Annotated in this window: 23 protein-coding genes; 11 read left to right on the forward strand and 12 right to left on the reverse strand. The window is 68.1% G+C overall.

Annotated elements, in window-relative coordinates; translation table 11 throughout:
- Positions 1–10 precede the first annotated feature (10 nt).
- The 7 genes from ACF0H8_RS04685 (at position 11) to ACF0H8_RS04715 (ending at position 6398) form a co-directional block, all read left to right on the forward strand.
- The gene (locus ACF0H8_RS04685) at positions 11–1594 is read left to right on the forward strand and encodes an AMP-binding protein (protein ID WP_395287826.1); all 1584 of its coding nucleotides are present in this window, start codon (positions 11–13) and stop codon (positions 1592–1594) included.
- Positions 1591–2394 (forward strand): enoyl-CoA hydratase/isomerase family protein, encoded by an 804-nt coding sequence (locus ACF0H8_RS04690; RefSeq protein WP_395287827.1) that lies wholly within the window; start codon positions 1591–1593, stop codon positions 2392–2394. Before ACF0H8_RS04685 ends, ACF0H8_RS04690 begins: the two co-directional genes overlap by 4 nt.
- 159 nt (positions 2395–2553) lie before the next feature.
- Positions 2554–3420: an SDR family oxidoreductase gene (locus tag ACF0H8_RS04695; RefSeq protein ID WP_395287828.1), complete on the forward strand. Its 867-nt coding sequence runs from the start codon at positions 2554–2556 to the stop codon at positions 3418–3420.
- Positions 3417–4445 (forward strand): alpha/beta hydrolase, encoded by a 1029-nt coding sequence (locus ACF0H8_RS04700; RefSeq protein ID WP_395287829.1) that lies wholly within the window; start codon positions 3417–3419, stop codon positions 4443–4445. The genes ACF0H8_RS04695 and ACF0H8_RS04700 overlap by 4 nt, the downstream gene beginning before the upstream one ends.
- The gene (locus tag ACF0H8_RS04705; RefSeq protein WP_395287830.1) at positions 4442–4852 is read left to right on the forward strand and encodes a metal-sulfur cluster assembly factor; all 411 of its coding nucleotides are present in this window, start codon (positions 4442–4444) and stop codon (positions 4850–4852) included. The genes ACF0H8_RS04700 and ACF0H8_RS04705 overlap by 4 nt, the downstream gene beginning before the upstream one ends.
- A gap of 3 nt (positions 4853–4855) precedes the next feature.
- Positions 4856–5953, forward strand: a complete 1098-nt coding sequence (locus tag ACF0H8_RS04710; RefSeq protein ID WP_395287831.1) for an amidohydrolase family protein — start codon at positions 4856–4858, stop codon at positions 5951–5953.
- Between the two features lie 34 nt (positions 5954–5987).
- On the forward strand, positions 5988–6398 hold the full coding sequence (locus tag ACF0H8_RS04715; protein WP_395287832.1) for a nuclear transport factor 2 family protein: 411 nt from the start codon (positions 5988–5990) through the stop codon (positions 6396–6398).
- A gap of 82 nt (positions 6399–6480) precedes the next feature.
- Here ACF0H8_RS04715 and ACF0H8_RS04720 read toward each other — a convergent pair whose 3' ends face one another.
- From ACF0H8_RS04720 to ACF0H8_RS04755, 8 genes are all read right to left on the reverse strand, one after another.
- Positions 6481–7680: a helix-turn-helix domain-containing protein gene (locus tag ACF0H8_RS04720; protein WP_395287833.1), complete on the reverse strand. Its 1200-nt coding sequence runs from the start codon at positions 7678–7680 to the stop codon at positions 6481–6483.
- Positions 7681–7948: 268 nt separating this feature from the next.
- Positions 7949–8386 carry a nuclear transport factor 2 family protein gene (locus ACF0H8_RS04725; RefSeq protein ID WP_395287834.1) on the reverse strand — a complete coding sequence of 146 codons (438 nt, stop codon included), beginning with the start codon at positions 8384–8386 and terminating at the stop codon, positions 7949–7951.
- A 162-nt stretch (positions 8387–8548) separates the two neighbouring features.
- A complete protein-coding gene (locus tag ACF0H8_RS04730; protein ID WP_395287835.1) occupies positions 8549–9670 on the reverse strand; it encodes an NDMA-dependent alcohol dehydrogenase in 1122 nt (373 codons plus the stop codon).
- A 226-nt stretch (positions 9671–9896) separates the two neighbouring features.
- Positions 9897–11360, reverse strand: a complete 1464-nt coding sequence (locus ACF0H8_RS04735) for an aldehyde dehydrogenase (protein ID WP_395287836.1) — start codon at positions 11358–11360, stop codon at positions 9897–9899.
- A gap of 299 nt (positions 11361–11659) precedes the next feature.
- Positions 11660–11968, reverse strand: a complete 309-nt coding sequence (locus ACF0H8_RS04740) for an EthD family reductase (protein ID WP_395287837.1) — start codon at positions 11966–11968, stop codon at positions 11660–11662.
- A 98-nt stretch (positions 11969–12066) separates the two neighbouring features.
- Positions 12067–12633, reverse strand: a complete 567-nt coding sequence (locus ACF0H8_RS04745) for a hypothetical protein (RefSeq protein WP_395287838.1) — start codon at positions 12631–12633, stop codon at positions 12067–12069.
- On the reverse strand, positions 12552–12929 hold the full coding sequence (locus ACF0H8_RS04750; protein ID WP_395287839.1) for an FAD-dependent oxidoreductase: 378 nt from the start codon (positions 12927–12929) through the stop codon (positions 12552–12554). The genes ACF0H8_RS04745 and ACF0H8_RS04750 overlap by 82 nt, the downstream gene beginning before the upstream one ends.
- Positions 12930–12933: 4 nt before the next feature.
- Positions 12934–13899: an alpha/beta hydrolase gene (locus ACF0H8_RS04755; RefSeq protein WP_395287840.1), complete on the reverse strand. Its 966-nt coding sequence runs from the start codon at positions 13897–13899 to the stop codon at positions 12934–12936.
- A 604-nt stretch (positions 13900–14503) separates the two neighbouring features.
- On the opposite strand from ACF0H8_RS04755, the gene ACF0H8_RS04760 reads away from it, so the two are divergent.
- From ACF0H8_RS04760 to ACF0H8_RS04775, 4 genes are all read left to right on the forward strand, one after another.
- Positions 14504–16033, forward strand: a complete 1530-nt coding sequence (locus ACF0H8_RS04760) for an aldehyde dehydrogenase family protein (protein ID WP_395287841.1) — start codon at positions 14504–14506, stop codon at positions 16031–16033.
- Between the two features lie 80 nt (positions 16034–16113).
- Positions 16114–16875, forward strand: a complete 762-nt coding sequence (locus tag ACF0H8_RS04765) for an SDR family NAD(P)-dependent oxidoreductase (protein WP_395287842.1) — start codon at positions 16114–16116, stop codon at positions 16873–16875.
- A 117-nt stretch (positions 16876–16992) separates the two neighbouring features.
- Positions 16993–18075: an LLM class flavin-dependent oxidoreductase gene (locus tag ACF0H8_RS04770; protein WP_395287843.1), complete on the forward strand. Its 1083-nt coding sequence runs from the start codon at positions 16993–16995 to the stop codon at positions 18073–18075.
- Positions 18076–18083: 8 nt separating this feature from the next.
- Positions 18084–18878 carry an SDR family NAD(P)-dependent oxidoreductase gene (locus ACF0H8_RS04775; protein ID WP_395287844.1) on the forward strand — a complete coding sequence of 265 codons (795 nt, stop codon included), beginning with the start codon at positions 18084–18086 and terminating at the stop codon, positions 18876–18878.
- Between the two features lie 1107 nt (positions 18879–19985).
- On the opposite strand, the gene ACF0H8_RS04780 is transcribed toward ACF0H8_RS04775, so the two are convergent.
- The 4 genes from ACF0H8_RS04780 to ACF0H8_RS04795 all read right to left on the reverse strand — a co-directional run bounded on the left by ACF0H8_RS04780 (position 19986) and on the right by ACF0H8_RS04795 (position 24638).
- A complete protein-coding gene (locus tag ACF0H8_RS04780; protein WP_395287845.1) occupies positions 19986–20852 on the reverse strand; it encodes a mycofactocin-coupled SDR family oxidoreductase in 867 nt (288 codons plus the stop codon).
- 27 nt (positions 20853–20879) lie between these two features.
- Complete coding sequence (locus ACF0H8_RS04785) at positions 20880–22016, reverse strand: sugar ABC transporter substrate-binding protein (RefSeq protein ID WP_395287846.1); 1137 nt, start codon at positions 22014–22016, stop codon at positions 20880–20882.
- Positions 22017–22071: 55 nt separating this feature from the next.
- Positions 22072–23022 (reverse strand): ABC transporter permease, encoded by a 951-nt coding sequence (locus tag ACF0H8_RS04790; RefSeq protein WP_395287847.1) that lies wholly within the window; start codon positions 23020–23022, stop codon positions 22072–22074.
- A gap of 125 nt (positions 23023–23147) precedes the next feature.
- Positions 23148–24638 carry a sugar ABC transporter ATP-binding protein gene (locus ACF0H8_RS04795; protein WP_395287848.1) on the reverse strand — a complete coding sequence of 497 codons (1491 nt, stop codon included), beginning with the start codon at positions 24636–24638 and terminating at the stop codon, positions 23148–23150.
- Positions 24639–24834: the final 196 nt, after the last annotated feature.

Raw genomic sequence — 24834 nt, forward strand, 5'->3', positions numbered from 1 at the left:
AGGCGCGGGAATGACGTCCATTCAGACGGACGCCCGCCACCTATCGATCGGTGACTGGCTCAAGGACGCCGTGAACCGCGCGCCCACCTCGGCATCCCTGCTCGTCGCCGGCGAGCGGATCGGCTACTCCGAGCTGGACCCGACCTCCGACCGTGCCGCGGCGGGCTTCTCCGCGCTCGGCCTCCGGCGCGGCGACCACGTCTGCCTGATGATGCGCAGCAGCGTGGAAGCCTTGCAGGTGTGGTTCGGCCTGGCCAAGGCGGGCCTGGTAGAGGTTCCGATCAACGTCGCCAGCGGCTCCTACCTGCTGAGGTACTTCCTCGAGCATTCCGGCGCGAGCGTCGTGGTCTGCGACGCCGAGTTCGAGCCGCTCGTGCGGGAGTGTGCGGCCGATCTTCCCCGGATCAGGCACCTGATCGTCTCTGGTCCCGAGTCCGACAGTGCGGCGCATGCCAGGTTCGCCCGCCACAGCCTGGCCGGCCTCCTTGCCCACCCTGCCGGTCCTTTGCCGGTGGTGGCACCGACGGACCCGGCGGTCATCCTCTACACCTCCGGGACGACCGGTCCGCCCAAGGGCGCCCGCCTCAGTCACCGGGCCAACGTGAATCTGGCCCGGCACACGGTGGACCTTCTGGGCTACACGGCCGAGGACCGTCTCTACAGCGTCTTTCCGCTCTTCCACAGCAATGCCCGCTACTGCAGCGTCATGGCGGCGATGGAGGCCGGCGCCGATCTCGTGATGGACCGGAAGTTCTCGGCGAGCCGGTTCTGGGACACCTGCCGCGAGCACGGCATCACCGCCTTCAACTACCAGGGCGCCATGATGAGCATCCTGTTCAAGCAGCCGCCGCGGCCGGACGACGCTGACAACCCCGTCCGCCTGGCCTTCGGGGCGCCGTGCCCGCCGGAGATCCTCGAGGCCTTCGAACGACGCTTCGATGTCCGCCTGACGGAGATCTACGGCAGCACCGAGGTCTCCATCGTCACCGACATGCCGCCGTGGGACCGCAAGATCGGCACGGCAGGGAACGAGTCCGTCAACTACGAGGTCGCCGTCGTCGACGAGCGCGACGAGCCCGTGCCGCCCGGGACGGCCGGGGAGATCGTCGTCCGGCCCAAGAAGCCCGGCTGGATGTTCGACGGCTACCACGCGATGCCGCAGGCGACCGCGACGGCGTGGCGGAACCTGTGGTTCCACACCGGTGACCGCGGGATGCTCGACGACGAGGGTTACCTGACGTTCCTGGACCGGATGAAGGACACTATCCGCCGTCGGGGCGAGAACATCTCCTCCTGGGAGATCGAGAGGGTGGTTTCCGCCCATCCGGCCGTGGCGCAGGTCGCGGCCTACGGCGTGCCCTCGGAGCTGTCCGAGGAGGACGTCATGGTCGCGGTCGTCGCGGCTGCCGGCCGCGACGTCGACCCTGCGGACCTGGTGCGGCACTGCGCGGGCGAGCTCACGGCCTTCGCGGTTCCCAGGTACGTCCGGATCGTGCCGGAACTACCCATGACACCGAGCCAGCGTGTGGAGAAGTACAAGCTGCGCGCCGACGGCGTCACGCCCGACACCTGGGACCGGGAGGCCTCGGCATGACCACGGAGCTGACGCGCTTCGCCCTCACCCGGCCGGCGGCCGGCGTCGCCCTGCTCACCATGACCCGCCCGGAAAAACTCAATGCCATGGACCAGGCGTGGTTCCGCGAGCTGACGCGGCTCATGGGTGAGCTCGGCCACGACGACGACGTCCGCGCCGTCGTGCTGACGGGAGCCGGACGGGCATTCTCCGCCGGCGGCGACATCGACATGTTCCACGACCTGGCCGGCGAGGTCAGCCAGGTTCGCCCGCACCTCAGGCGTGTGTACGACGCCTTCCACGCCGTCGAGCGCTGCGCCGTCCCGGTCGTCGCCGCGGTCAACGGCATCGCCTACGGCGGGGGCACGGAGCTCGCGCTCGCGTGCGACGTCGTCCTCGCCGGGACCTCGGCACGGTTCGCGTTCAAGGAGCCCAAGGTCGGCCTGATGCCCGGGTACGGCATCGTCCGTGGCCCAGATGTGCTGGGCCGGCACTGGACCCGTCTCCTCGCCCTGACGGGGCGGGACATCGACGCCGAGACGGCCGCGCGGGCGGGCCTGGTGCAGGAGGTCCACGACGACGACGCGCTCGTCAGCGCCGCCCTGGGGCTCGCCGGCGAGATCGCCGCCAACCCGCCGCTCGCGGTCCAGGTCGCGAAGGCCTTCGTCAACCGCGAGACCGGGGGAGGGTTCAGCGAGTCCGTCGAGGCCACCGCGCTGCTGTTCGGCACCGAGGAACACGCCGAGGCGGTGCGAGCCTTCCGGGCGGCACACGCGGGGAGGCCCGTGCGTCAGCCGGGAGGGCAACACGCGCAAAAATGAACGGGCAAGACTGTCCCCCGCGCATGTGACCGCCCGCTATTTGTACGCGGCTACATGAAGCCGGTTGTGGCTTTGGCATCGGGGGCCATGGGGAACGGACCGGGACTGGTCCAGGGTGAGTCCCACCGCAGGTCCCATGGCACCCGAAGGAGCGCGGCAATGACGCCAGCGACTACCCCGGCGACGCAACGCCGCCACGTCACATGGAACTTCGAGGACGAGAACGTCCTCATCACCGGCGCCGCACGCGGCCAGGGACGCACGCACGCGCTCCGGTTCGCCGAGGCCGGCGCCAACCTCGCGCTCTGCGACATCGGCCGGCCGATACCGACCGTGGAGTACGAGCTGGGCACCCGCGAGGAGCTGGAGCGCACGGCCGACGAGTGCCGCGCGCTTGGCGCCAAGGTCCTCACCCAGACGTGCGACGTCCGGGACCACGACGCGGTCGCGGACTTCGTCGCACAGTCGGCTGCCACGCTGGGCGGGATCGACGTCGCCGTCGCCCAGGCCGGCATCGCCTCCCTCGCCCAGGTGATCGACATGGACAAGGACGTCTGGAACGACATGCTCGGCACCAACCTCAACGGCGTGTTCCACACGTTCAAGCACGCCGCCCGGGTCATGGTCGAGCAGGGCACCCCGGGGCGTCTCGTGGCCACCGGGTCCCTGAACTCCTTCGTCGCCTATCCCTACAACGTCCACTACACCGCGGCCAAGCACGGCATCGCCGGGCTCTGCAAGGGGCTGGCGCAGGAGCTGGCCCCCTACCGCATCAGGGTCAACTTCGTGGCACCGACGGCCGTGCGCACCCCCATGGCGACGGCGACGCTGAACAGCAGGACGGCGCCCGACGGGTATGCCGAGAGCCTGGGAGCGTTGACGGGTCCGTTCAACCTTCTCGACGCCGACGGCGGTCTGCTGGAGCCGGAGGAGATCTCCGAAGCCGTCATGTGGCTCGCGTCGGACTCGTCCCGGTACGTCACGGGGACGCATGTCCTCGTCGACGCGGGGTTCATGACGAAATGACGGCCGACGAGATGACGGACCGGCGTCCCCACCCGCACACCCCGGAGCCGTTCCTGGCGAGCATGGATCCTGAGATCGCGGCGGTCCTCGACGCGGTCCCACCGATGGACTTGCGGGACCTGGACAGGGCACGCCGAGAGCGGGATGAGCTGGCCAGCAGCGCCCGGGCGGCGTGGACCCCGAACGGCACGGTGGGCATCGACTCGAGGACCGTGACCGCCGGATCGGGGCAGAGCATCGGCCTGCGGATCTACCGTCCGCTTGCACGCACGGCCTCGGGCTCCGCCCTGGTCTGGATGCACGGCGGAGGGCACGTGATGGGGCGTGTCGAGCAGGACGACCCGTTCCTCCACCAGGTCGTGGATGACACGGGGTGCGTCGTGGTGTCGGTGGACTGGCGCCGAGCCCCCGAGCATCCCTACCCGGCGGCCATCGAGGACTCCTACAACGCCCTGGCCTGGACGGCCGAGCATGCCGACGAGCTGGGGGTCGACGAACGACGGATCGTGATCGGCGGAGCGAGCTCGGGCGGGGGCCTGGCCGCCGGCCTGGCCCTGCTGGCACGCGACCGCGGCGAGGTCCGGCCTGCCGCGCAGTTTCTCATCTACCCGATGCTCGACGACCGCGGCATCACACCGTCGAGCCGGGCCGTCGCACATCCGCATCTGTGGAACGCGGAGTCCAACACCATCGCGTGGCGGCACTACCTCCGGGGATTGCCGGACGGCGACGTGCCCCCCTACGCGGCGCCGAGCCGAGCGACGGATCTTTCCGGTCTCCCGGAGACGTGGCTGGCCACCGCGACCCTGGACCTGTTCGTCGACGAGAACGTCGACTACGCGCAGCGCCTCATGCACGCCGGTGTTCCCGTCGAGCTCCATGTCTACCCACAGGCGGTGCACGGCTTCGACCTCTTCGCCCCGCAGGCGCGCGTGACCCGGCGCTACAAGCGCGAGCGCGACGCCGCGCTCGCGCGCCTCCTGGGCCGGGCGCAGCACACCACCGCACCACGAACCGGTGCATGAGAGCAAGGAAGGAGAACGAGATGCCCGTGCTGGACTCGGTGAACGAGGTGCTGGACTCCGTCTACGACCCGTGCAGCGCCGCATTCGGCTGTGCGCTGTCCCTGAACGAGATGGGGCTCGTGCGTTCCGTGGAGGTAGACGGTTCCCACGTCACGCTCACCCTGCGACTCACCGAACCGAACTGCATGTACTCCTTCCGGATCGAGGAGGAGATCCGCGCACGCCTGGAGTCGAGCCTGCCTGGCTACTCGATCGACATCCAGCTGTACGCCAACTTCGAGAACCCCTGGTCCGAGGAGGACATCCACCCCGAGGCGCGCACGCGCCTGCAGGAATGGCGGCGGAAGCGCTACGCGAACCTGCCCATCATCCCCGTGCACGACGTGACCGTGAGCAAAGGAGCTTGACCGATGACCAGCACCCCGACACCTGACGCCGCCACTGGCAAGCCGAAGCTGGTGGTCGACGGCGTGCTCCACGCGTTCAATTTCACCCGGGAGAACGTCCTCACCCCGCTGGCGGACGACATCCTCCGCAACAGCTATGGCGGTCTGGCCCTCACCGGCGACAACGAGCTCATCGGTCCCGAGGACTTCCTGCGCAACTGGACCGTCGAGGAGCTGGCGCACCTCGCCTTCGTGGAGAGCGACATCGACGTCGGCGTGTTCCACGGCGTGCCATGGTTCGACTACTTCGCCGACGGTTTTGTCGACAATGCCAAGGGCATCGAGATGCGCCGGCGTTGGCCCAACCGCGTGCTTTTCTACGGGACAGTGGACCCGCTGCGCCCCGACGCGGTGGAGCAGGTCGAGTACCTCGTGCGGGAGGGCGGGGCGATCGGCATCAAGCTCTACCCGGAGAACTGGCGCCACCGGGAGAACAGGGTGGAGCCCGTGCTGCTCGACGCGCCCAACCTCGAGCCGGTCGTCACCAAGGTGCTCGAGCTCGGCGTGCCGATCGCCATCCACAAGGCCATCCCGGCAGGGCGTGGGCTCACGGACCTCTACAAGCTGGGCGACGTCGAGCAGGCCGCGCTGAGGTACCCGGACCTGCAGATCGAGGTCGTGCACTCGGGCGCGGCCTTCATCGAGGAGACGGCCTACATCATGCTGCGTTACCCGAACGTGTGGGCGAACCTGGAGTCGACGGCCATCTATGCCGTCCGGTTCAAGCGGCGCTTCGCCCAGATGCTCGGTGCACTGATGTCGAGCGGGGCAGCGGACCGGATCATCTTCGCCTCCGGGTCCCCGGTGGGTCACCCACAGCCGATGCTCGAGGCCCTGTACGACTTCGAGATGCCGCAAGACCTCGTGGGGGACTACGGGTACCCGCCGATAACACCGGAGGTCCGGGCAGGCATCCTCGGGCTCAACTTTGCCCGGCTGCACGGCCTCGACCCCGACGCCCTGCGCGCCGGGATCGCCGACGACGAGTTCGCCCGGGCCAAGGTGGCTGGCCGGCAGCCGCGCTGGAGCGGCGTGACGGCCTCGTTGTCCCGGACCCAGTGAGAAGAAGACCTAGTGAGAAGTTGGAGGAGAGTCGATGGTGACGAAGACATCAAGCCCTGAGCACGTGGCTCGCACGTTCGCCAGCGCCACCGCGTCGGGAGACGTGGACATCATGCAGCAGCTGCTCGCCGACGACGCGACCTGGTGGATACCCGGCGAGCTCCCCGTGAGTGGCACGTGGACCGGGCACGACGAGATCTTCGGCCGCATGTTTGCCACCGCGGGTCAGCACATCGCGGAGGGGACGCTGAAGATCGAGGTGTCGAAGGCCATCGCCGACGAGTCGCACTGCGTGCTCCTCTGGCAGGCGCAGGCGGAGTCCGTACACGGGCACCGTTACTCGAACCAGTACTGCATGGTGTTCGAGGTCCGTGACGGCAAGATCGTCTCGGTGCGCGAGTACATCGACACGGCGCCGGCCAAGCGGGCGCTCTTCCCGGCGTAGTGCCGCGTCGGGCGGACGGTCCCGTAGCCGACGGCCTGCGGGACCGTCCGCCCGCTGCTTGGTTGCGCTGTCCGTGGTGCGGTCAGCGTTCGTCCGCGACGCTCATCACGCCCCTGTGCCGGTAGTGCTGCAAGGCCCACCACACTTGCACCAGTTGGCCGGTGTTCCGCAGCGAGCTGTCCGTGAGGTCCTCGAAGCGTGCGACGCGATACCGGACCGTGTTCGTGTGCAGGTGCATCCTGCTCGCGGTGTCGGAGACGCTGCGGTGGCAGTCAAGGAACGTCATGACGGTGCGGAGGACGGACTCCGGGTCGGCGCAGCCGCGAAGGACCGGGCGGATGAAGCGGCGGTGCATGGCCTCACCTACGTCATGGTCGTCAAGCACCGCTGGAATGAGGCCGAGGTCGTCCATGGTGGACGCTGCCGGACAGCCGAGGGCGAGCGCTGCGCGCAGCGCCCGTGTCGCCGTGCGAAATGCGGCCGGGAAGCGGGCGGGAGGGACCGCCGCGGACACGCCGACGGGGACCGGGGGGTCGAGCACCTCGGCGTCGGCGATACCGACGACGTCGTCGTCAGCGAGCCCGAACCGCAGCACACCGCAAGTCCGCTGGTGATGCCTGAGGTATCGCACCGTCCGGGCCAAGGGCTCGTCGCCGGTGGGCCGGCACCGGAAGACCCTGTACGTCGAGGCCGGGTCGAGCCCGCTCGAGCCGAGCGTCGTCTCCCAATGCTCCGAAGTGGTCTCCGGGGAGAACAGAACCATCAGCGTGTTCCCGGTCCGGATGAGTCCCGCCGTGTCGGTCTCGATCTCGGCGTCCTCGTACCCGGAAACCATCGCGAGCATCCCGCGGTCGAGCTGGTTGGTGATCTCGACGGTACGCAACAGGAGCTCGCCCCGGTTGGGGACGTGGGCAACGAGCCGGTACGCCTCCTCCTGGAGGCGTTCGGTGAGGCGCCGCCACACCGCCACGAGGTCACGGATGGACACACCTTCCCGCGCACGTGTGGCTCCCATGTGATGGAAGAAGGCAAGGTCGGCCGAGGTCAGTTGGAACTCGGCCTCGGCGAAGTGCGCCAGGACGCCGTCGACGTGCCGGGTGACGGCGGCGCGCAGCTCGTCGTCATCGACCGTGCGGTACGAGGCCCGGGCTCGGATCTCCTTGAGCACGTCGTCGACGAACAGCTCCCGCCTGGCCATGAGCTTCGCGGCCAGGTCTGCTTCCGACGACGGCCCTCCGGCTCCTGCGGTGCTGGCCGCGCGCCCTCCCGGAAGACCTGCCACCTGGCTGACCATCAACCACCCACCCCCCTTTTTTTGCTCGTAGTCGGTGGAGGGCGCCGTCGACATCCTCGAGTGCGACGGGGCTGTGCAGGGGTCCGCCATCAGCGGGATGTCGGCGCGCGAGTGGCCGGTGCGGGAGGCTCTGGAGCCCGCCTGCTCAACATCGCGGAGGCAAACAGGTCGGTCTCCCTGCGACCCTTCGTCGCGGGCACCGTAGGCCGGCCACCTGGGGCTCGCGGCAGATGGGGTGCATCGGCCGCTGCGCCCCCTATGGTGCAGCGGCCGCGGGAAGGGAAAGGTGCCCGCCGAGCGCTTCGACGAGCGGGACGGGGTTGAAGAACTCCGCGAGCACGGCGATCTTCGCGCCACGGACGGTGACCCGTGTGATGTACCGGTTGCGATACCGGGCACCCGTCGCCTTCATGGAGGAGTCGGAGGTGTACTCCGCGACAAACTCGCCGGGGGCATCCAGCGCGAAGATCTGGTAATCCCTGAAGTTCAGGTTCGTCGCCATGTCCGGAAGCGCGCGGTAATACGCGTCGATCGCCGCCTGGCCCTCGATGGCGGGGGGCACGCCGGGTGGGGCGTAGGGCAGCAGCACCTTGCCGTCCTCCCGGAACAGCGTGGCGATCCCCCCGACGTCGAGCGCGCTCACCGCATCGAGGTAGCTGGTAACGAGCGCCTTGCCCGTGTCGATGTCACTCATGCCTTCAGATCCCTTCCTTCGATTTGCCCGGGTCGCTCGGCTGCGATCCGATGCCGGTCCGTGCATCGCAGCCGGGCAAAGAGATGTTGACCGAGACGCCGGCGGGCGCGTCCTCGGTCCCCCGAGGCCGCGCCCGCGCAGCCAATGGCTGGGGCGCTTCGCTCAGTTGGGGTAGATGATGACGCCGCGGATGTTCTTGCCCTCGCGCAGGTCGTCGAAGGCGGTATTGATGTCCTCGAGGTCGTACGTGCGCGTGATCAGATCGTCGAGGTTGAGCTGGCCCCGCCGGTAGAGGTCGGTCAGCAGGGGGATGTCGGTGCGCGAATTCGTCGTGCCGTACAGCGTCCCCTGGAGTCGCTTGCCCGACATCGCGAACGTGAACAGGTCGATCTTCACGTCGCGCTGCGTGACCGGCGCGGCCGAGGTGAGCACCAGGGTCCCACCGCGGCGTGTCATCGCCTGGGCGGGCTCGATGATGTCGCCATAGGCCACGCCCACGGTGACGATGACCCTGTCGGCGCCCTGGCCGTTGGTCATGTCGGCGACGAGCTTCGCGGCCTCCTCGGCGTCTGCGGCGGTGTGGGTCGCGCCGAACTTCGGGGCCATCTCACGCTTGTAGGGCTCCGGGTCGACGGCGATGATGTTCTTCGCCCCGCGGTGGCGCGCCCCTTGGACCGCATTCATGCCGACGCCGCCCACCCCGAAGATCACCACGGTGTCACCGAGCTGCATCTCGGCCGCGTAGACAGAGGAGCCCCAGCCGGTCGGGACCCCGCATCCGATCAGCGCGGCCTTGTCCAGCGGGATGTCCTTGTCGATCTTGACGATCGCGTCGACCGGCACCGTGACGTACGGCGCGAACGTGCCCAGGTAGGACATCGCACCGACGCCCTGGCCGCGGGCATGGATGCGGTGGGTCCCGTCCGGCGCGCGACCCGCCAGGACGCCGGCGCCGAGGTCGCACATGTTCGACCGGCCGCTCACGCACATGCGGCAGTGCCCGCAGGACGGCAGGAATGACAGCACGACGTGGTCGCCCACCTCCAGGTCGGTCACGCCCTCGCCGACCTCGGTCACCACACCGGCGCCTTCATGACCGCCGAGAATGGGGGCCCAGCCCAGCGGGATGTCACCGGTGTCGAGGTGGTCGTCGCTGTGGCAGATGCCGGATGCGGCAAGTTTGACAGTGGCCTCGCGGAACTTCGGCGGGTCGAGCTCGATCTCCTCGACCGACCACCCGGACCTCGTGCCGGGCTCCCAGAGAATTGCGCCGGGGATCTTCATCGCGGTTGCTTCCTTTCGCAGGCTGACAGGCTGACTGGGTGAGTAGGAGGTGGTGCCGTACCCCCCGGCGGAGAGCGTGGAGCCGCCGCTCAGGAGTGCCGTGCGGTGAGTCGGTGAAGCTGGCCGTCTCGTCGACCGTCCCGTTCACAGTCCTGACGACGGCTTCAATGGGGCGAACGCCGTGCGCGTGGGGCTGGGGCGGCAAACCGCCCCAGCCCCACGAGCATCAAGCGAACTGGATCAGCTTGGTCTCGAGGTACGCGCCAAGTCCCTCGACATTGCCCTCGCGTCCCAGCCCTGACTGCTTGTAGCCGCCGAAGGGCTGCGTCACACACATGTCCCAACCGTTGACGGCGATCTGGCCGGTGCGGATGCGACGCGCGATCTGCTCGGCCAGTGCCGAGTCCTTGGCCCAGACCGCGCCGGAGAGGCCGTAGTCCGTCCCGTTCGCGATGTCGACTGCCTCGTCGATGCGGTCGAACGGGATGACCACCACGACCGGGCCGAAGATCTCCTCCTGGGCGATGCGCATGTCGGGCCGCACGTCGGCGAAGAGGGTCGGCTGGACGTACCAGCCCTTGTCCAGCCCCGGTGGGCGACCGCCTCCGGTGACGAGCCGGGCCCCCTCGGCCTTGCCGATCTCGATGTAGCTGAGAACCCGCTCGAGTTGGCGCTCGGCGGCGAGCGGGCCGAGCACGGTGCCCGGCTCGCGCGGGTCGCCTACCGTGATCGACTCGTAGGCCGGGACCAGGGCGTCGATGAGCTCCTGTTGGCGCTCCCGGGGCACGAGGATGCGCGTGAGATTGGCGCAAACCTGCCCGGAGTTGCCAAGCCCGGCGAAGACCAGCGTGGGAAGGACCTCGTCCAGCGGGATGTCGTCGGCGATGATGCCTGCCGACTTCCCGCCCAGCTCCAGGGTGACGCGGGCGATCCGTTCGCCGCAGAGGCTCATGATGCGCCTGCCGGCGGCCGTGCTGCCGGTGAAGGCCACCTTGTCGACGTCCCTGTGGCTCACTAGGTACTCGCCTACCTCCCGGCCCGCCGGCAGCACGCTGATCACGCCCTCGGGCAGACCTGCCGCTTCGAGCGCCTCCGCGAGCATCATGACGCTGACCGGCCCCTCGGGGGCGGGCTTGAGCACCACCGTGCACCCCGCGGCGAGCGCGGGACCGATCTTGAGGGAGGCGGTGGCCACGGGGCCGTTCCACGGGATGATGGTTGCCACCACGCCCACCGGCTCCCGCACGAGCCGGCCGTGCCCGCCCTCCCACTCCCGCTCCTCCTCGAAGGCGAGGCGCTCGTGGAGCGTCGAAGCGTCACCCCACATCTTGAGAGCGTTGTTGTGGAACGCGCGGGACACGGCGGCAGGTGCACCGATCTCATTGGTGAACGCCTCGGCCATCGCGTCGAACCTGGCCTCGACCTCCTTGCCGATGCGGACCAGGAACGCGGCCCGCTCGGCCGGTGTCATCCGTGGCCAGGGACCTTCGTCGAAGGCCTTGCGTGCAGCGGCGACGGCGGCGTCGACGTCGGCCTCTCGGGCCTCGGGAACGGTCGCGATCACTTCCTCGGTGATGGGCGAGACGACCTTGATGACGCTGTCCGTGGCGGGCTCGACCCAGCGGCCCCCGATCATCAGCTTGTCGTAGCTCTTCATGGCGGTGGTCTTCGGTGCCTCGGTCGTGGTCATGCTGCTCCTTGTGATGTCAGCGACGGTGCTGGACGGTCATGCTTGGGGAGAGGGCTTGCTCTGCGCCTCCGGCGGAGTCAACCTCGAGCCGGTCCGTGAGGCGTCCCACGGTCACGGTGGTCAGTCCACGAGTGCTCTCCTTCGAGCTGCGCCACTGCGCCGCGACCGCCCTGGACGTACTGGTGAGCTGCAGACTGCCGATGTCGGAGATCCGTGTCAAGCAGTCTCTGATATTGATTGCTCGCGTATCCAGCACACGACCGGTCGACCGTCGTGCCCGGCACGCGGCGGAGCACATTTCACCGGGGGGTGACCACCTCGTGAAAGCTCACGTCGGCGCCGGCCTGCGCGAAGTTGCCCATGTCGGCGGCCGCGGCCTGTCCCTCGGGTGAGGCCAATGCGCTGATCGCGTCCTCCTTCGTGTCCCAGTCCATGATCGCGACGAGGAAATGAGGAGAACGGCTTCCGTCGAGAGTCTCGCACTGCCCCCATTCGTAGTTCCTCAGCCCCGGTAGCTGGGTGGCCAACCGGGAATGGGTGGCGCGGTAGTGGTCGAGGAACTGCTGGGGGTCGTCGGGGTGGTGGTACGTAGCGGTGATGCGGTACATGAAGTTTCTCCTTGTGGATGGTGAGCGATCATGGGCGGACGATCTGCGAGAAGTTCGCGACCCGGCTCGGTCCGGCGCATGCGTGGTCTTCGCAGCTCCTAACGGAGGATGAATCCCGCATAGTCGTTGGCGGCCGATTCGTTGATCGCCTTTTCGTACTCGACGATCCCTCCTGCGTAGGGCATGAACATCTGCGGCTTCCCGGCGATGTTGGCGCCGCGGTACCAAGACCCCGACTCGCCATCGGGCCAGACAGTCATGTTGGCGATGGCTTCCACGGTCTGCACCCACTGCTCCTGCGACTCCACGGTGGCCTCGATGGTGCGGTACCCGTTTCGGCGCATGTACTCCAAGCAGTTCGCGGTCCAGTCAACATGCTGCTCGATGGCCATGACCATGTTGGACAGGACGGACGGGCTGCCGGCATTCGCGATGATGAACAAGTTGGGAAATCCGGCTGTGCCCAGCCCCAGGTACGTCTTCGGCCCTTCGCGCCATCTCTCCATCAGAGCGACACCGTTGGCCCCTCGGATGTCGATGCGCGCGAGCGCCCCTGTGAATGCGTCGAACCCGGTTGCGAGGACTATGGCATCGAGCTCGTACGTCGTTCCATCGGCCAGGTGTACGCCTTCCTCCGTGAAGGAGTCGAGCGGCGTCTTTCGCACGTCGACGAGCGTGACGTTGTCCCGGTTGAAGGTCTCGTAGAAGTGGGTGGCGATGACCGGGCGCTTGGCCCCGAGCGGGTAACCGCTCGGCTTGAGGCTGTCGGCGGTCTGCGGGTCCTGGACGATCTCGTCGATCTTCGCGCTTCGGGAGCCCGCTCCAGGACCTGTACGGAGTATCCGAGCCCACGAAGCTTCCACAACATGTGCAGGCCGGCGAATCCGGCACCGACGACGACGACGTCGACATCGTGGGTTCTTTCGCCGGTCTGCGTGGCAATGTGCTCGTCCCTGCCCATGGGATCAGTCCCTTCCCTCGTCGCTCCGGTGATCAGGAAGTGATGGTGCGAAGACCTGCGTCAGGCGCCGACGGACAGCGTCGGCGACGAAGTCGATGCCCGCAGCGCTGCCGGGAAGCACGTTCACCATCGTGAAGAAGCCGTGCATCTGGCCCTCGAAGCGGCGGAACTCGACCGGCACCCCAGCCGCCCGCAGACGCTCCGCATAGGCCTCGCCCTCGTCACGCAGGACGTCGTGCTCGGCGGTGCACACCACCGCCGGCGGAAGGTCTGAGAGGTCGTCGGCGCGCAGTGGCGAACAATCAGGGGAACGGCGCGATTGGGTGTTCGGCGCGTAGTGGTTCCAGAACCAGATCATCGTCTCCCGGCTCAGCAGCAGCTGGTTCTCGGGGTCCTGGTAGGACTCGTTGTCGAAGTCGCAGTCGGTGACCGGGTACACCAGCACCTGCAGCGCCAGGTCAGGGCCACCCTCCAACCTCGCACGCTGGGCGACGATCGCCGCGAGGTTGCCCCCGGCACTGTCCCCGGCGACGATCACCGGTACACGGGCGCCCGCGATGCGTTCGAGGTTCTCGGCCACCCAGCACAGAGCGTCCCAGGAGTCCTCGACCGCCGCCGGGTAGGGGTCCTCGGGGGCCATCCGGTAGTCAACCAGCACCACCCCACAGCCGGTGCGGTCGGCGAGCTGACGGCCCAGGGTGTCGAACTCGTCGAGCGCGCCGATGACCCATCCCCCACCGTGGTAGTAGACGATGACGCCGCCGACCTTCCCGCTCGGCACGAGTACGCGCACCGGTATTGCGCCGGCTTTCAGGTCCTCGACCCGCGCCATCTCAGGGCCGGGCCCGTACATCTCCCGGAGCGCCCCACCGAACCCGCGCGCCTCCTGGGGCGTCATCTCGTGGAGCGGAGGGCCGCCCGCCTGCGCCATCTGGCTCAACAGGGTGGTCGTCGCCTGGTCCAATGCCATGATGAGAGTCCTTCCATCGGGAAAGGGATGTGCTGGGTCGCTGCCGCGTCAGGCGCGTCATGATCTGGCCATGCTGTGAACGGCTGTTCCAGTGCGGTGCGGTGCGGTTCGGGCCCGGTCAAGATGCGGGTGGTCGACTGCCGACCGGGTGCTCTGCGGACCTCGTCGTCCTCCGTCGATCAGGTGCCCGCTCGGCGGCTCTGCCGAGCGGTGACCTCACTTGCCTCGTTCGGATTTCTCACCTGCGAACACCGACGAGATTGGCATCGGGGCCCATCCCTGTCAAGGATTCGTATCGTTGTCATAGATGCGGCTCGGCGCGCGCTGGCGAGTGCGCCGGCTCGTGAGCCTTTCGCTTCCGGCTGCCGCTGAGGAAACGGGGGAGCCACGTCGCATTTACAGGGGCGACGGTGAGGCTAGCGTCCATATATCTGCGCGGGCCCGCGCGGTCGCGACGCGGCCGTGTGTCGGCGTCGGCGCCTCGAGCGGGACGGGCGCCGACGGCGGCCGACGGGCAATCTCATGACACCTTGCCAGTCGAGTCCTATTCTAGTATAACGATTGACATGTAAGGCAGTGCGTCGACGGAGACAATGGAGTCCGCATGACCTCGCTCGAGATCCAAGGCATACAACACACCGCCCTGAAGACCCGGAGCACAAGCACCTACATCGATGGAACGTGGCAGGAGGGGGCCTCCGGCGAGACCCACCAGACCCGCAGCCCGTCCTCGGAGCGGATTATCGGTGTCACGGCCACAAGCTCGCTGGAGCAGGTCGACGCGGCGGTCGTGAGCGCGAAGCGGGCGTTCCGATCAGCGGAGTGGCGCTCGTACGGTCCTGCGGAGCGGTCGGCCGTCGTCGGCAAGCTGGCGGACCTGCTCGAGCAGGAGATGGAGCCGCTCGCCCGCCTCATCGCCGACGAGGTGGCGACGCCGATCGGCGCGGCCCGTGGGATGCAGGTCGGCGGACCGATCGAGGCGCTGCGGTGGTACGCCGAGATGGCGCGGCGTGGCCCGCGCGGCGGCTATGAGCACGCCCTGACGCTCTACGACAATCCCGTGATCTCCGCCAGCCTGCTGCGCTACGAGCCGGTCGGCGTCGTTGCCGCCCTGCCGGCGTACAACTACCCGATCAACCTCCTCGCCTGGAAGCTCGGCGGCGCGCTCGCGGCTGGGTGCACTGTCGTCGTCCTGCCCTCCCCGCAGGGCACGCTCACGACACTGAAGGTCTTCAAGCTCATCGACCAGCTCGGCCTGCCACCCGGTGTGGTCAACCTCGTCGTCGGCGGCCCAGAGGTCGGCAAGCGACTGACCGGCCACCCGGACGTCGACATGGTGTCGTTCACGGGCTCCGACGCCGTCGGCGCGCAGGTGATGTCCCAGGGCGCGCTCGGCTCACTCAGCAAGGCCGTGCTCGAGCTCGGCGGCAAGAGCCCGAACATCGTCCTGCCGAGCGCCGACCTGGCCGCCACCGTGGCGCCCTCGGTGCTCCGGTTCGCCCGCAACGCAGGGCAGGGGTGCGCAGCCTGGAGCCGGGTGCTCGTTCACGAGTCGCAGATCGACGAGTTCCTCGAGCGCGCGGACGCCTTCATCGACACCATCAAGGTCGGCGACCCCCAGGAGGAGGACACCATCGTCGGCCCGGTGATCTCCGCAGCCCACCGCGAGAAGGTGGAGCGCTGGGTGCAGGAGGCCATCGACCGCGGCGCCCGCTGGGGCGCCGGTGGCGGCCGCCCCGACGGGCTCGACACCGGCTTCTACCTCAAGCCAGGCATCCTCGCGGGCGTTGACCCGATGGACCCCATCGCACACACCGAGCTGTTCGCACCCATCGGCATCGCGCTGCCCTACTCGGACGTCGACGAGGCGGTCGAGATCGCCAACTGCACCGCGTACGGACTGGCCGCCAACGTCTTCGGCCCGTTGGACGAGGCGATGGAGGTGGCCGGGCGGCTGCGCTCCGGCACCGTGACGATCAACGGCGGGTCCGGGATGCGGCCCGACGCCCCGTGGGGCGGGCCCGGCCGCAGCGGCGTGGGCCGCGAGCTGGGGGAGGACGGCTTCGCCGAGTTCTTCGAGGTCAAGCACATCCAGTACCCCCTGGCCGGCATCACCCGGCCGCCGGGCACCTGAGCCGGAGCGGCCCGGCGCGGTGCCTCGGCGCCGGGCCGCACCCTGACCACGCCTCACCTCGAAGACGACGGAGAAGAAACATGCTGCTGGAGAACAAGGTCGCCCTAATAACCGCCGGCGCGTCCGGCATGGGCAAGGCAGGTGCCGAGCGATTCGCGAAGGAAGGTGCCCACGTCATCGTCGTCGACCGTGACGAGGCCGCCGCCAACGAGGTGGTCAACACCATCCGGGACAACGGCGGCAGTGCCGCCGCGGCGATCGCGGACGTCCGCGACCTCGACACGCTCAAGCGCATCGCCGAGCAGGTGGAGGAGGAGCACGGCGCCCTCCACGTGCTCTACAACAACGTCGGAATCCCGGGCGCCGCCGGCCTCGACCTCACCGAGGAGGAGTGGGACACGCTCATCGAGATCAACGCCCGCTCGAACTTCTACCTCACCAACTACCTCACCAATGCGCTCAAGGCCGCCGACGGGGCGTCGGTCATCTTCACCAGCTCCACTTCCGGCCTGGTCGGGTCGCCCTACAGCCCGCTGTACTCGTTCACCAAGGGCGGCATCATCGCCCTGGTCCGCTCGCTCGCCCTGGCCTTCGCCCCGGACAAGATCCGGGTCAACGCCATCGCCCCGGGCTCGGTGGAGACGCCCGGTCTGCCCGCCTTCTTCCGTGCTGCGCCGGAGGAGATCGAGGAGCGCAAGAAGGCCTTCTTCGCGCAGATTCCTCTCGGTCGCCCGTCGCAGCCCGAGGAGATCGCCAACGTCGCGCTCTTCCTGGCCAGCGAGATGTCCAGCTACGTGACTGGGACCACGCTGCCTGTCGACGGCGGCATGACCGCCAAGTAGGACCACCGGGCCGCCGCAGGCTGTACGAAGCTGCGGCGGCCCGGTCACCAACGTCTGTGCGCGCAGCCGTCGGTCGGAGCGGCGTACGGCCGCACGACACATGAAAGGGGACCAACGATGGAGTTCGGGATCCTGATGGGCGACCAGCCCACGAGTTCCTCACCCGCCGAGCACCTCGACCTCATGCTCCGCAAGGTCGAGGCCGCCCAAAAGGCGGGCTTCAAGTACCTCACCATCGGCCAGCACTTCCTGTACGACGGGTTCCGCTGGCTGCAGCCGGTCCCCCTGCTCAGCCGGCTGGCGGCCGAGCTGGACGGCGACGTCCGGCTCGGCACCACCGTCCTGATCGGTCCCGTGCACCACCCGGTGATCCTGGCCGAGGAGCTCGCCACGCTCGACATCATCACGGGCGGCCGGCTCGTCGTCGGCATCGGCACGGGATACCTGCCGAGCGAGTACGAAAGCATGGGCGTCCCCTTCAAGCAGCGGTACCGACTGCTGGAAGAGCTCATTGAGCTGATGTCGAAGCTCTGGTCCCAGGACCGGGTGACGCACCAGGGCCGGTACTGGCAGGTCGAGGACGTCCCGACCCACATCCGGCCCCTTCAGCAGCCCCGCCCGCCGATCTGGCTGGGGGCGATGAAGGAGACCGGCGTACGCCGCGCCGCCCGCCACGGGGACGTCTGGACCATCACGCCCCAGCAGACGGTCGACCAGGTCGAGGAGCTCATCCGGATCTACGTCGAGGAGCGGCTCGCCGCCGACCTGCCGCTCAACAAGCTGCCGCTCAGGCGCGAGCTCATGATCGGCCGTGACTTCGACGATGCGGTCGACAACTTCGCCGCGGTCGCCAGGGTCAAGTACGAGGCGTACGCCCAGCGCGGCATGGACCTGCTGTCCGACGAGGCCGTGCGGGACAGTTTCGTCTCCACGATCCAGGACCACGTGCTGCTCGGCTCCGCCGACGAGGTGCGCGACCAGATCATCGGAATAGCGGAGCGGCTACCGATCGGCCCGCTCCTCGTGCGCCCGCACTGGCCCGGCATGGACGCCGCACAGACTGTCGCGTACCTCCAGCAGGTAGGCAAGGAGATCGTTCGACCGCTTGCCGACCTTGTGAGCGCGTCGTTTGAGGGCGTCCTAGCAAGCTTGCCGGGCGGCGGTGAGGCGGCTTCCGAGCCGCAGCCGGTCGCGGGCTGAGGAACGCCATGAGCGGACGGAAGACGCAGACCGTGGTCGACAACCTCGTCGCCGGGACCACGGGCGGCGCACGCGGTGTGGTGGTCACCGGCGCCGCGCGGGGCATCGGCCTGGCGGTGGCACGACGGCTCGCCGCCGACGGCCTCGCGGTGGTGGGGGTCGACATGGCGGGATCGGTCGTCAAGGCGATGCGCGAGGCCGGGGCGACCGCCGTGGTCGCCGACGTCGGTCAAGCAGAGGCGATGAGCGAGGCGTGCCGGCTCGCAGCTGAGAACGGCGCGGGACTGCGCACCTTCGTCGCGAACGCGGGGGTCATCGCGCCGGGGGAATCCGTGGGGCTGGACCTGGCGGACTGGGACAGGACCGTGGACACCAATCTGCGGGCCGCCTTCGTGGGCGCACGCACGGCCGCAGAGTTGATGCCCGCCGGCGGGAGCATCGTCATGATCTCCTCCATCTCCGCCTCTCTGGGCTTCGGTGGGCGGGCCGCCTACTGCGCCTCCAAGGCTGGCGTGGAGGGGCTTGTCCGGGCGCTCGCGATGGAGTGGGGCGCACGCGGCCTCCGGGTCAACGCGGTCGCACCGGGTGCCACGCGCACGCAGATGCAGGCCTCGATGAACGCGAGCGGCCGCACCTCCGACGCTGCCTACCTCTCCCGCATTCCTCTGAACCGTCTCGGCTTGCCCGAGGAGATAGCTGCTGCGGTCTGGTTCCTGGCCTCCGACGAAGCCAGCTACGTCACCGGAGCGGTCCTGCCCGTGGACGGCGGCTGGGTGGGGGCCGGGCTCCCCAGCGTTGTCTGATGCACCACGCGCGAGACCGCCATCGTGTTCCGCGGGACGATATCGACGTTGACCTCCACAGCCTCGCTCTCCGAGCGCGGATGCGCCGGAACGGCGTCAAACACCTCTACGCGTGAGTGATTTCCTGTGCGGGCACGATGAGCGTGGATTGCGGTCGAGCAACGCCTCGACCGCAATCTTCGCATCGAACGTCGACGCATAGCGCCCTCGGTGGAACACGCGCGAGGCGGGCAGGTAGACAGCTTTGCACCGGCTGGGCGATAAGAGGTGGGCGGCGTGTCCACCGCCGCGGACGACGCGCGCTTCGCTGCCCTCGCCGTCATGGAGGCCGGTTCCGGGACCATGTCGTCGCTCGGCGCCCTCCACGCACGGTGACGAGGCCACAGACGTACGCTTCCTGCTCCAGCACATCACGCCACAGGACCGAGGCTCGCTCGGGCGAGTACTTATGGGCGCCCAGAGGCTCCGTCGACGGACGTGGGTCGCCCTCCGGCCGGAAGCCGAGGACGAGGCTGATCGAGCGGATTGGGATCGGGTTCGTGCACGCACTCACGAGATTCGTGCCATCCCAGCGGACGTTGTCGACCAGAGCATTCGCGGAGGTACCCCACAGAGAGGCTCATCGGCCAGGACCACTCGTGGTGTGTCAGCGACGGTCGCTGAAGTGAGTCCAAGCGGGTAAACCGGGAACGGCGCCGGGGCAACGCCATCTTAGGTCGCGTCGGATCTCGGAGCTGGACCGTCCTCGAGGTAAGGGCCGACCGCGTCGACCCAGCTTAGGGACGAGCCCGTGGGCCAGCCGACTGCCAGACGCCCAAGCGCGTCCCTGACACTAGATCCACACCGAGAGTTACGGCCCTCTACGGGGTTTAGGAAGTTTGCGCCGAGCTCCTGCGCCACCGGCATCACGCGTCTCGGTGCACCATCGGACCCGGACGCACGCACCTTTGCACGTCGTCGGAAATCGGGGGCACGTGAGGACCTCCGAGCTTGGTGTGGGGGCATTCAATGGCTCACACCACCCGGAGGTCCTCACCTGATCCGGATGTCCTGTCGCGTAGAGAACTTCCCCGGGGCAGTGCACCTCGTCGCCCTTGACGCGGGGTGTCACTTCACTGCTGCCCCGGCGTCCACGGGCAGGGTGGCGCCGGTGACGTAACGCGCCTCGTCGCTCAGGAGGTAGACCACCGCATTGCTGATGTCGTCCCGCTCCACCCACGGGACCGGCAGCAGATTGAGCGAGCTGAACCCTGTGAGTGCTTTCTCCTGCGTGGGCTCCGGATCCCCTGGCGCGAACAGGCCCCACGTGCCGGGGTTCTGGATCATGATCGTGTCCACGTTCGTGGGATGCACGGTGTTGACCCGGATTCGTGCCGGCGCGAGTTCGTTGGCCAGTGTCCGCATCAACCCCACGATCCCGTGCTTCGCCGCGACATAGTGTCCGACGTTCTGGATCCCCTTGAGGCCGCCGATGGAGCTGGTGAAGACCATGGCACCCCCGCGCCTCTGCTCGAGCAGGGTCGGTACGGCCACCTTGACGGTGTGCCACACGCCTGTGAGGTTGACGTCGATGACGTTTTGCCAGTGCTCCTGCGGGAGTTCCCATGTGTGGCCGTGGTAGCTGGTTATTCCGGCGTTCGCGACGACGCCGTCCACGCGGCCGAACTCGGCCACTCCCTCGTCGAACGCTTCCTGCAAGGTGGCCAAGTGCCGTACGTCGGCCTTTCGCGCCACGATCCGCCGACCGGTCGCCTCGACCAGCCGTACCGTCTCACGAAGGTCCGCCTCGGTGGCCAACGGGTAGTAGGGGGAGACCGTGTCGATGTTCTCGCAGATGTCCACTGCAATGATGTCGGCACCCACCTCTGCCAACCGCACGGCATGGTTGCGGCCCTGCTCGCGCGCAGCACCGGTGATGAATACGACCTTGTCTTTCATACGTCTCGTCATGTCTGTCCCTTCATCGGTGGTCATGGGAGAGGCGGGATAGTGAACCCCGCATCAGCCGCGGGCCTCGGTCACGCCCCAGAGCTCGAAGTACTGCTCGTTGTTGTCCTCAACAAGGGGAAACAGCTTCGTGTCGTCCGGGATGTTCTCCTCCGTGAGGATCCATTCCGGGACGACGACCTCCTTCTCCATCGGCACGCCGGCGAACTTTCGGGCCAGGGCATCGACGAGGGAAAACATCTCCTCGTAGTACGCGAAGGCCGTCGTGGCCTCGCGCTGGCCGCTGGTGACGTACTGCAGCGTGGTCTCATCCGGGCCGTTGCCGATGACGACCACGTCGTTTAGCCCTGCCGCGTTCATGGCCGCCGGCAGGCCTCCCGCAATGGACTCGGTCGCGATGGCGACGTACTTCACGTCCGGATGTGCGCGCAGGTACGACACGATGCGGTCGGGCACGTCCTTGCCCACCGCGGTGATGGGAATCTCGAGAGTGTCGGTGGTGCAATTCTCCGGGCAGGTCTCTTTCAACGTATCCACGTACCCCTGCTTGATGGAGCCCAGGATCTTGAAGGCAGGGACGTCCACGTAGACGGTCTTGGCGTGGCCCCCGCTGCGCGCGACCATCCAAGCGCCCATCACGCGGCCGGCTTCCTCCGTCTGCTCGGGTGTGCCGATCACGAAGTCCAGCCCGTCCCCGACCGGGTCGGTCGTGCAGCAGCCGACGACGCTGATCCCCATCTCCGTGGCCTGGCGAAGCTCGTCGTTGAAGACCGCCCGCTCGTTCGCGGTGTAGATGACGCCGTCCGGCTTGGTCCGCAGGATCTGCTGCCATGCGCCCTTGACCTTCTCGGGTGTGCCGTCGGTGTTGATGACGTCCAATGACCAGCCCAGTTGGTCGGTCGCCTGGCGAACGATGTCGGCCTCGAGGGTGCACGCTGGGGCACCACAGCTGATGAAGGTGACCCGCTTCCCCTCCGGGATGGGGGCGGTGATCGGCTCGTCGTTGGGGATCTCGGTGGGCCGTTGAGAATACTCGGCCACCATGGCCTCTGCCTTCTCCAGGCCGGCCTGGTCGGTGGTACCCGTGCTCGACCCGGCGTTGGCGCCTCCGCAGGCGGTCAGGAACGCCACGATGAGGATCACGAGGGCGGGAAGGCTGCGGGCACGGTGAGCGCTTGGCTGTCGACGCATGTAGAACTCCTTCGTTCGGTTGGGGTGTGCTGGATGACCGCCCCCGATGTGCGCCCTAGTTGGTACGTCTGGAGAGGGTCGCGCGGAGACGTGCGCCGAAGCCGCCGCCCGGCCGGCGCTGGACCATCGTCACGGCGAGAGCGGCGATCAGGACGACGCCGGTGAACATGTTCGCGGCCCACGCCGGTGCAGTCGCCAGAGCCAGACCTGTTGTGCCGGCGCCGAGCGTGACGACGCCGAGCAGCGTGCCCCAGGCGTTGAACCTGCCCGGACGGATCTGTGTGGCGCCGAGGAACGCCGCGGCGAAGGACGGAAGGAGGTACGGCGTTCCGGCGGTCGGCGAGCCGGAACCCAGGATCGACGCGAGGCAGATGCCGGCCCAGCCGGCGATCAGTGACGAGACGAGCAGGGAGGTGAACTGGATGCGCTTCGTCTTGATCCCTGTGAGCCGAGCCGCCTCGGTGTTGAATCCCGTCGCGTAGATCCGGCGTCCCATAGGGGTCTGCTCAAGCAGGTACCACAGTGCGAAGGCAACCACCACCATGAAGTACACCGGCAGGATGAAACCGCCGACATTGGTCTGACCGATGGCCGAGAAGCCTCCCGCGAGCTTGGCGCTGGTGATGCTCATGTCTCCGGTGACGAAGGTGATGAAGGCCTGGATGATGGACCCGGTGGCCAAGGTTCCGATCATCGAGTCGACGTGAAGGATGACGACGACGACGGCGTTGATCAGACCCACGACCAGGGAGATGCCAAGACCGGCGCCAACAGCGAGCCACAGGTTCCAGTCCATGACGGCATAGAAGTGCGCCACCGTGACGCCGGCCAGCGACATGGTGTAGGCGAAGGACAGGTCAAACACCCTGGCAGACAGTGGAATCGCCAGCGCTAGGGCGGCGAGGCCGATTACGGCGTTGCTGTTCAAGACCTGTTGGATCGTCGCGATCCGCGGGAACGTGGTTGGTGCAAGGATCGAGAAGAGAACGATGATGGCCGCGAGCACGTAGAGGGCGCTGATCCTCTTCGGCGAGAAAGGTACGAGGAACCGTGTGGCTGCGGCCCGTCCCTCCGGCCGCTCATTCCTTGCCGGAGCCGTGGTGGTAGGAGTGGCGGTGACGCGCGTTGTGCTCATTCCCGTCCTGCTTCCATCGAGGCGAGCAATTCGTGCTCGGTGATCTGGTCGCCGGTGAGTTCCCTCACGACCCGGCCGTCGGACACGACCAGGACCCGCGAGCAGAGCGCGAGGAGGTCGGTGGTGTCGCTGGAGGTGACGATGACCGCGAGGCCATCGGCCGCCAGCAGACCGATCAGGGTGTAGATGGCCTGCCTGGTGCCGACGTCCACGCCGGCGGTGGGTTCGGCCATGATGAGGACCTGTGGATCTTGGGCGAGGCAGCGTGCCATCACGACTTTCTGCTGGTTGCCCCCGCTCAGCGACGTGATCGGTGCATCGACGTCGGGGACCTTCACCTCCAGGCGCTCCACCCAGTCCCTCGCGAACCTGTGCTCAGCCTTCCGTGAGAGCCGGCCCTTCACTGAGCTGCGCTTTAGGGCACCGATTGTCAGGTTCTCTCTGACGCCGAACTCGGCGAAGATCGCCTCCCGTACGCGGTCTGCGGGCACGTGCGGCAGGTTTACCTCTTGCAGGCGATCCGCCGGCGTCCACCGACCGTGGTCGCCACCGATGCGGAAGCTTCCCTCGGCGCCGAGGGCAGGAGTGGCTCCGGAGAGGAGGTACGAGAGCTCGTCCGCGCCGGATCCGGCGAAACCTGCGACCCCCACGATCTCTCCCCGCCGGATCTCGAAGCTGACGTCCTTGAGGGTGCGGCCAGTCAGGTGCCGGACCGCCAGTGCGGTGGGAGCCGTCTGAACGGGTTGCTGGTCCAGCCGGAAGGCGGCGTCGACGCGGTCCCCGACCATCAGCTCGGCGAGCGACTGGGTATTGAGCGTGGCGACGTCATAGGTTCCGGTGAGCTGCCCGTCCCGCAGGACCGACACGCGGTCTGCGATGGCGAAGACCTCGTCCAGGCGGTGAGAGACGTACAGGACGCTGGCGCCCATGCGCCGGATCTCGCGGACGATGTCAAGCAGGTGCCGAACCTCGGTGTGCGGTAGGACGGCCGTGGGTTCGTCCATGACGAGAAGGCCACGCCCGCTCTCCCAGCCGAGCAGCGCGGCGGCGATGGCGACAACGCTGCGTTGCACAGGCGACGCCTCGCTGAGCGGACGTTCGACGTCGACGTCAAGCCCAAGGCGAGCAACCGCGTGTCGCGCGATGTCCGTCACCTCGCGCCACCGGATGCGGCCGCCCCGTCCTGTCACGAAGGACGACTTCAGGGCGAGGTTGTCGGCGGCGGTCAGTTCCAGGATCAAGCCGAGGTCCTGATGGACGAAGCGGATGTGCTGGCCGTCCTCATGGGAGTCACCGTGGAGGGGCCTCCCCTCGAACAGGATCTCGGACCCTGGGTCCGGCTGGTGGTAGCCGGAGAGGACCTTGATCAGGGTCGACTTCCCTGATCCGTTCTGCCCCACGAGAGCGTGGACCTCACCTGGCTCGATGGTCAGGTCGACGCCCTTCAGGGCTCTTGTCCCCGAAAAGGACTTGTGCAGATCTCGCACGGAAAGCACAGGGGCGGCGCCGGCCGCGCCCGACGTTGGACCTCTCAGCGGACGTGTTGCTGTTCCAGACATGCTCGATCTCCATCGACGTGCGGTGCCTGCCAGACCTCACTTGGTGACGTCGATCGGTGGCTGCGGTGTCGTGCGCCAGCTCCGGTGCCGCCGAGGGCCTGAGTCTGATGGAGGTTGACAATGA

Origin of the sequence: Georgenia sp. AZ-5 (genome assembly GCF_043952095.1) — a bacterium.
In the GTDB taxonomy this organism is placed as follows: Bacteria; Actinomycetota; Actinomycetes; order Actinomycetales; family Actinomycetaceae; genus Georgenia.

Excerpts from the sequence above, each read along its gene's own strand:
- ACF0H8_RS04685 (WP_395287826.1), top strand. The coding sequence starts at position 11 with ATGACGTCCATTCAGACGGACGCCCGCCACCTATCGATCGGTGACTGG.
- ACF0H8_RS04690 (WP_395287827.1), top strand. The coding sequence starts at position 1,591 with ATGACCACGGAGCTGACGCGCTTCGCCCTCACCCGGCCGGCGGCCGGC.
- ACF0H8_RS04695 (WP_395287828.1), top strand. The coding sequence starts at position 2,554 with ATGACGCCAGCGACTACCCCGGCGACGCAACGCCGCCACGTCACATGG.
- ACF0H8_RS04700 (WP_395287829.1), top strand. The coding sequence starts at position 3,417 with ATGACGGCCGACGAGATGACGGACCGGCGTCCCCACCCGCACACCCCG.
- ACF0H8_RS04705 (WP_395287830.1), top strand. The coding sequence starts at position 4,442 with ATGAGAGCAAGGAAGGAGAACGAGATGCCCGTGCTGGACTCGGTGAAC.
- ACF0H8_RS04710 (WP_395287831.1), top strand. The coding sequence starts at position 4,856 with ATGACCAGCACCCCGACACCTGACGCCGCCACTGGCAAGCCGAAGCTG.
- ACF0H8_RS04715 (WP_395287832.1), top strand. The coding sequence starts at position 5,988 with ATGGTGACGAAGACATCAAGCCCTGAGCACGTGGCTCGCACGTTCGCC.
- ACF0H8_RS04725 (WP_395287834.1), bottom strand. The coding sequence starts at position 8,386 with ATGAGTGACATCGACACGGGCAAGGCGCTCGTTACCAGCTACCTCGAT.
- ACF0H8_RS04730 (WP_395287835.1), bottom strand. The coding sequence starts at position 9,670 with ATGAAGATCCCCGGCGCAATTCTCTGGGAGCCCGGCACGAGGTCCGGG.
- ACF0H8_RS04735 (WP_395287836.1), bottom strand. The coding sequence starts at position 11,360 with ATGACCACGACCGAGGCACCGAAGACCACCGCCATGAAGAGCTACGAC.
- ACF0H8_RS04740 (WP_395287837.1), bottom strand. The coding sequence starts at position 11,968 with ATGTACCGCATCACCGCTACGTACCACCACCCCGACGACCCCCAGCAG.
- ACF0H8_RS04750 (WP_395287839.1), bottom strand. The coding sequence starts at position 12,929 with ATGGGCAGGGACGAGCACATTGCCACGCAGACCGGCGAAAGAACCCAC.
- ACF0H8_RS04755 (WP_395287840.1), bottom strand. The coding sequence starts at position 13,899 with ATGGCATTGGACCAGGCGACGACCACCCTGTTGAGCCAGATGGCGCAG.
- ACF0H8_RS04760 (WP_395287841.1), top strand. The coding sequence starts at position 14,504 with ATGACCTCGCTCGAGATCCAAGGCATACAACACACCGCCCTGAAGACC.
- ACF0H8_RS04765 (WP_395287842.1), top strand. The coding sequence starts at position 16,114 with ATGCTGCTGGAGAACAAGGTCGCCCTAATAACCGCCGGCGCGTCCGGC.
- ACF0H8_RS04770 (WP_395287843.1), top strand. The coding sequence starts at position 16,993 with ATGGAGTTCGGGATCCTGATGGGCGACCAGCCCACGAGTTCCTCACCC.
- ACF0H8_RS04775 (WP_395287844.1), top strand. The coding sequence starts at position 18,084 with ATGAGCGGACGGAAGACGCAGACCGTGGTCGACAACCTCGTCGCCGGG.
- ACF0H8_RS04780 (WP_395287845.1), bottom strand. The coding sequence starts at position 20,852 with ATGACCACCGATGAAGGGACAGACATGACGAGACGTATGAAAGACAAG.
- ACF0H8_RS04785 (WP_395287846.1), bottom strand. The coding sequence starts at position 22,016 with ATGCGTCGACAGCCAAGCGCTCACCGTGCCCGCAGCCTTCCCGCCCTC.